Origin of the sequence: Rhodococcus sp. (in: high G+C Gram-positive bacteria), assembly GCF_049591685.1 — a bacterium.
In the GTDB taxonomy this organism is placed as follows: Bacteria; Actinomycetota; Actinomycetes; order Mycobacteriales; family Mycobacteriaceae; genus Rhodococcoides.
Genome location: NZ_JBAWFH010000140.1, coordinates 1 through 5,581 on the forward strand (window position 1 = coordinate 1; position 5,581 = coordinate 5,581).

Genomic DNA, 5,581 nt, shown 5'->3' on the forward strand with positions numbered 1-5,581 from the left:
CTGCCGCCGCGTACTCGATTCCGATCGCGGTGACCGACCCGGTGACGGCGGCGCAACTGGCCGCTCAGGCCGAGGTGGACACGTCGATTGCCTGGCGCTCGGTGATCGAGCGGAGCAGGTCGGGACCGACGCGGGACACCGGCGTGGTCGCACTCACCGAGGCCGCGCTGCGGCTCGCAAACTGGCGACAGATCCTGGGCGTGGTGCCCTCGACGTCAGCGTTCCCCGGTCAGCCCCTCTGATCGTTCAAGCGTTCATCTCGTAGGCGCCGTCGTACTCGAGCACCTCGGCCCAGACCGCGTCGAATCGGCGACGGTCGACGGCGGGCTTGCGGATGGCGCCGAGGGCCCAGTCCTGCTGCGCCTGGGTCGACGACGGTTTACCGTGCAGCGCAACGGCGTACGCGGAGAAGTCACGTACCTGGAAGTCGAAAATCTGATCCAGTAGCTCGGTGGAGATCTCGGCAGCGCATTCCAGAATCAGGTGTCCGTAAACGATCAGCGAGAACAGATGGCCGACGTTGATCAGGAAGTCGAGATCCTTCTGTTGCGATTCGTCGGGCGCGGCCTCGGTCAGGAAGGTCTTGAATGCCTGCACCTGCTCGTAGAAACGAGCGACATTCGGTACGTCGGTGTGCCGCTCGTACACCGGCGACCAGTCGTGGAACCGCACCTTGCTCGCACCGCGAGCGGGCCCCTGGGCGAAGAAGAAGGCATCGTCGGATGCGTCGTCCCGGGTGCCCACCTCGGGATACTCGGCGGGGGCAAACATGTACGACGGCATGAACTTGAGCATGAGGGCAACGTTGACGTGGACGGTTCCTTCGAGCTTGGGAAGCGTCCCGATGAGTTGCGCTGCCTCGCGGAAATACGTGTCTTTCTCGTAGCCCTTCGCGGCGATGACGTCGTGGAGTATGCGTACGACGGTTTCGCCCTCCGACGTGACCTTGGCCTTGGTCATCGGATTGAACAGCAGGTAGCGCCGATCTTCCAGTGTCGCCGAACGGAAGTAGTCGACGGCGCGCGCGCTGAACAGCTTCATCGCGATGAGTCGGCTGTAGGCGTCGACGAAGCTCGCGCGCACGTGCGGGAACTCGGTGACCCGGTTGCCGTAAAGAATCCTGTTGTGCGCGTGGGTGATCGCCTCGTGAAACGCGTGCTCGGAAATGCCGATCGAGCCGGTGCACAGGTTGAACTTGCCGACGTTGACGGTATTGAGCGCCGCGGAGAACGCGTCGGCGCCGGTGTGCAGAATGTCCTCGGCACGTACCGGGTAGTTCTCGAGCGCGAAAGTACTGACGAACATCTGCCCGTGAACCACGTTGTCTCGCAACAGGTAGCTTGGGTGCGAGCTGTCCACGACGAAGAATACGTACGCCTCGGTTCCTTCCATGTCGGTACGGCGCCCGAACACAGAGATCATTCCTGCGACGTTCCCGTTGCCGATGTAGTACTTCTCCCCCGTGGCTGTGAACTCGACTTTCGAGCTCTCGCCGTTCGCAACACCGCTGGGGGTCAGGAGCATGTCGGTGGAGTAGACGTCGGCGCCGTGGGCTCGCTCGGACAATCCGAAGCCCATCACGGCTCCGTCGTCGAGTGCCTCGGCGGCACGGCGCTTGGCGGTGTCGTTGTCGCTCATCCAGATCGGTCCGAGACCGAGTACGGTGACCTGCCACGCGTACCAGTACGGCAGTCCGTAGAACCCGAGGATCTCGCTGAGCGCGGCGTTGCGTGATGCGTCCCAGCGCTTGTTCGGGTCCCCATTGGCGTAGTCGGCCGGCGTGCAGAAGGTAGCGAACAGCTTCTCTTTGGCCACGAAGTCGAGAAAGTCTGCGGTCCAGACGGCATCGAGATTCTCGGCGAGCAAACGGGCCTTGCCACGGTGCTCGAACCAGTCGATCAGTGCCGTGAGCTGTCGAGACGTCTCCCCGTCGAACCGAGAGACGTCGAAGTTCGTGGGATCGAGCAGTGCAACGGCAGCCATGGATGTACCTTTCCTGAAGTCGATCACTCGAAGCTACCAGCGAGTAATCGACTTCAGGAGGAAGATCACGCGACCCGGCGCACGGCTTTCACGATCTCGGTGACCGCGTCGCCGCTGTCCACCTCGACGCTGCCGCCGGTGAACCGATCGCGGATTTCGATCTTGCCGTCGGCCCATCCTCGACCGACGACGACGACGACGGGCATTCCGAGCAGCTCGGAATCCTTGAACTTCACTCCAGGCGAGGCCTTACGGTCGTCCAGCAGTACTTCGAGCCCCTGGGTGTCGAGCTCGGATGCGATGGACTCGGCTCCCGTGCGCGCTGCGTCGTCCTTGTTCGCGATGACGAGGTGCACGTCGAACGGGGCGATTTCGCGGGGCCAGCGCAGCCCTTTGTCGTCGTGCATCTGCTCGGCGACGACGGCCACGAGCCGGGAGACGCCGACGCCGTACGACCCCTGGACGAGCCGGACCGGCTTGCCGTTCTCGCCGAGTACGTCCACCTCGAAGGCGTCGGTGTACTTGTTACCGAGTTGGAAGATGTGTCCGATCTCGATGCCGCGAGCGGCAACCAGTGGTCCACGGCCGTCCGGCGACAGGTCTCCGTCACGCACTTCGGCAGCCTCGATCGTGCCGTCCGGTGTGAAGTCACGACCCGCGACGAGGTCGACCACGTGCTTACCCTTCGCATCCGCGCCGGTGATCCACGAGGTGCCGTCGACGACGCGGGGATCGACCAGGTAGCGAACGCCGTTGGCCTGCAGTGCCCTCGGTCCGATGTATCCCTTGACGAGGAACGGGTTGGCGTCGAAATCCGCATCGGTGAGTAGCGCGAACTCCGCGGGCTCGAGGGAGGCTTCGAGTCGCTTCTCGTCGACCTCGCGGTCTCCGGGCAGACCGACGGCCAGGAGTTCCCAGTCGCCTTCGGGTCCGCGCACCTTGAGAAGGATGTTCTTCAAGGTGTCGGCGGCAGTGACGGTACGTCCGAGATCGGCCGAGTTGGCCCACTCGACCAAGGTGGCGATGGTCGGTGTGTTACCGGTCTCGTGATCGATTGCCGCGGGCAAGCCCTCGATCGGGAGCGATTCGGGTGCAGGCGTGGTGACAGCTTCGACGTTGGCCGCATAACCGGACTCGATGCAGCGGACGTAGGTGTCTTCACCGATGTCGCTCTCGGCGAGGAATTCCTCCGATGCACTTCCGCCCATAGCGCCCGACGTCGCGGCGACGATGACGTACTTGACGCCGAGGCGCGCGAAGATGCGCTGGTAGGCGTCACGGTGCGCGTGGTACGACGCCTTCAGTCCGTCCTCATCGAGGTCGAAGGAGTAGGAGTCCTTCATGACGAACTCTCGGCCGCGAAGGATGCCGGCGCGGGGCCGCTCTTCGTCGCGGTACTTGGTCTGGATTTGGTACAGGGTGACGGGCAGGTCCTTGTACGAGTTGTATTCGCCCTTGACGGTCAGGGCGAACAGTTCCTCGTGAGTCGGCCCGAGCAGCATGTCGTTGCCCTTGCGATCCTGAAGTCGGAACAGGGCGTCGCCGTACTCGGTCCACCGATTCGTCGTCTCGTAGGGTTCGCGGGGCAGCAGAGCCGGTAGCGAGATCTCTTGCGCACCGATGGCATTCATCTCTTCGCGGACGACTCGCTCGATCTGACGCAGCACACGCAGGCCGAGCGGGAGCCACGAGTACACACCCGGCGCGATGCGACGGACGTAGCCTGCGCGAACGAGCAACCGGTGGCTGTCGACCTCCGCGTCGGCGGGGTCGTCGCGAAGGGTGCGGAGGAACAGCTGCGAAAGACGAGTGATCACGGGGTACGAGAGTAGTCGGTGGCCAGTGGATACATCGCCACTGCGTACATCGCCACTGCATACATCGTCGCCGGAGCCAGGTGGGTAACGTAGCTCCACGTGCTCATTGTGCTCCCCCCGTCCGAAACGAAGTCCGACGGCGGTGACGGATCCCCGTTGAATCTCTCCGCGCTGTCGTTGCCGGAGCTCGCCCCGCTGCGCCTCCGGGTTGCCGAGGCACTTGTCGCATTGTCGAGCGACGTCGATGCGTCGAGCGCTGCGCTGGGTCTCGGGCCGACGCAGTTGGACGAAATCGGACGCAACTCCGCACTGTGGACGTCGCCGACCGCACCGGCTTTGAGCCGCTACACCGGCGTTTTGTACGACGCCCTGGCGGCGCACTCCTTCACGAAGGCGGGGCGCGCCCGAGCGGCAGCGCGATTGTGGATCGGCTCGGCCTTGTTCGGTGTGGTGCGCGCCTACGATCCGATTCCGACGTATCGCTTGTCGGGGGGCTCGAAGCTCCCGGGATTCGGAACATTGCGTACGCACTGGAAGCCGGGTCTGACGCCCGCACTGACTACCGCGGCCGACGGCCTGGTCGTCGACCTGCGTTCGGGCACATATCAACAGCTCGGACCCGTGCCGGGAGCTGTCACCGCCACCGTCCTGACCGAGAGGCCGGACGGGAGTCGGTCGGTGGTCAGCCACTTCAACAAGCACCACAAGGGTCTGCTGGCCCGTGCACTGACGCTCACTACAGCGGAGCCGAGGGACGTGACGGCGCTGGCCCGGGTCGCGTCGAAGGCGGGTTTGCGCGTCGAGGTGGCGTCACCGACGGAATTGGTCGTGCTCACCTAGATGACTCCCGTCCCGGAACTGCTTCGCCGCGGCGCCGATGCGTCGTACGGCCGAAACAAGAACCTGCGCACGGTCGACGACGTCGCCGATACCTTGACCGCTCTCGGTGAGGGTGTTGCGGCCGAACTGGGGTCGCGTGCGTTCACCACGATGATCGAGACGCTGTACGAGGCGGGGTGGCAGCCGTTCGACCTGCTGCACGTGGTGCGCCGACAGCAGACAGTAGCGGTTTCCGAACTGGCCGCGGCGGCGATTCTGCACCAGTCCGATCTGGCGCGTGCCGAGTCTCGCGCCCCGGATCAGTGGATCGGCCAGCTGTCGGAAATCTGCGCCGCGTATCCGAAGGCCGCCGTGCGGGTGGAGGCGACACCGGATTTCCTCACCGCCCGACTGAGAGCGGCGGGCAAGACCGACTACATCGCCGTCAACGATCAATGGATCGGTGTTCTGGCGCTCCTCGGCCAATGGCAGACGTTGCCGCGGTGGCCTCGGATCGGCCCTCTCCCTTCGCAGTGGCCGAACACTCGTCCGCCGGAGCGGGCCCCGGCAAGCGCAGATGCCGGAGATACCGCAGCGCCGAACAGCAAGGTGATGGGCCGGATACGAGGACTCCTGGCGAAGGCCGACGCGACCGACTTCGAGGAAGAAGCCGAGACGCTCACGGCGAAGGCCCAGGAATTGATGACGCGCTATTCAATCGATTCCCTGTTGCTGACCGACGGCAACGTCGGAGTCGTCACCAGGCGACTACACATCGACAATCCCCATGCCCCTGCCAAGGCACAGTTGCTACACGGGGTCGGTTCCGCGAACCGGGTCAAGTCGATCTGGGATCAGGAGTACGCGGTCGCGACGCTCGTAGGCTCCGAGATCGACGTCGAGCAGACCGAAATGCTCTTCACCTCACTGCTCATCCAGGCGACCCGTGCTCTGTCCCGCTC

Annotated in this window: 5 protein-coding genes; 3 read left to right on the top strand and 2 right to left on the bottom strand. The window is 64.5% G+C overall.

What is annotated here, in order from left to right; all coding sequences use genetic code 11:
* Positions 1-242 (top strand): DUF4439 domain-containing protein (locus WBQ44_RS06035; RefSeq protein WP_495565820.1); only part of this gene is annotated, 242 nt, incomplete at its 5' end.
* Between the two features lie 4 nt (positions 243-246).
* On the opposite strand, the gene WBQ44_RS06040 is transcribed toward WBQ44_RS06035, so the two are convergent.
* Positions 247-1,983, bottom strand: coding sequence for an acyl-CoA dehydrogenase family protein (locus tag WBQ44_RS06040; RefSeq protein ID WP_495565821.1), 1,737 nt, complete (start codon positions 1,981-1,983; stop codon positions 247-249).
* A 65-nt stretch (positions 1,984-2,048) separates the two neighbouring features.
* The gene (locus tag WBQ44_RS06045) at positions 2,049-3,800 is read right to left on the bottom strand and encodes a proline--tRNA ligase (protein WP_495565822.1); all 1,752 of its coding nucleotides are present in this window, start codon (positions 3,798-3,800) and stop codon (positions 2,049-2,051) included.
* A gap of 99 nt (positions 3,801-3,899) precedes the next feature.
* Here WBQ44_RS06045 and yaaA point away from each other — a divergent pair, with 99 nt between their 5' ends.
* Together yaaA and WBQ44_RS06055 are read left to right on the top strand one after the other, a co-directional pair.
* Positions 3,900-4,640 carry a peroxide stress protein YaaA gene (gene yaaA / locus WBQ44_RS06050; RefSeq protein ID WP_495565823.1) on the top strand — a complete coding sequence of 247 codons (741 nt, stop codon included), beginning with the start codon at positions 3,900-3,902 and terminating at the stop codon, positions 4,638-4,640.
* Positions 4,641-5,581: DUF2786 domain-containing protein (locus WBQ44_RS06055; protein WP_495565824.1), on the top strand; the 941-nt coding region annotated here is incomplete at its 3' end.

Excerpts from the sequence above, each read along its gene's own strand:
- WBQ44_RS06040 (WP_495565821.1), bottom strand. The coding sequence starts at position 1,983 with ATGGCTGCCGTTGCACTGCTCGATCCCACGAACTTCGACGTCTCTCGG.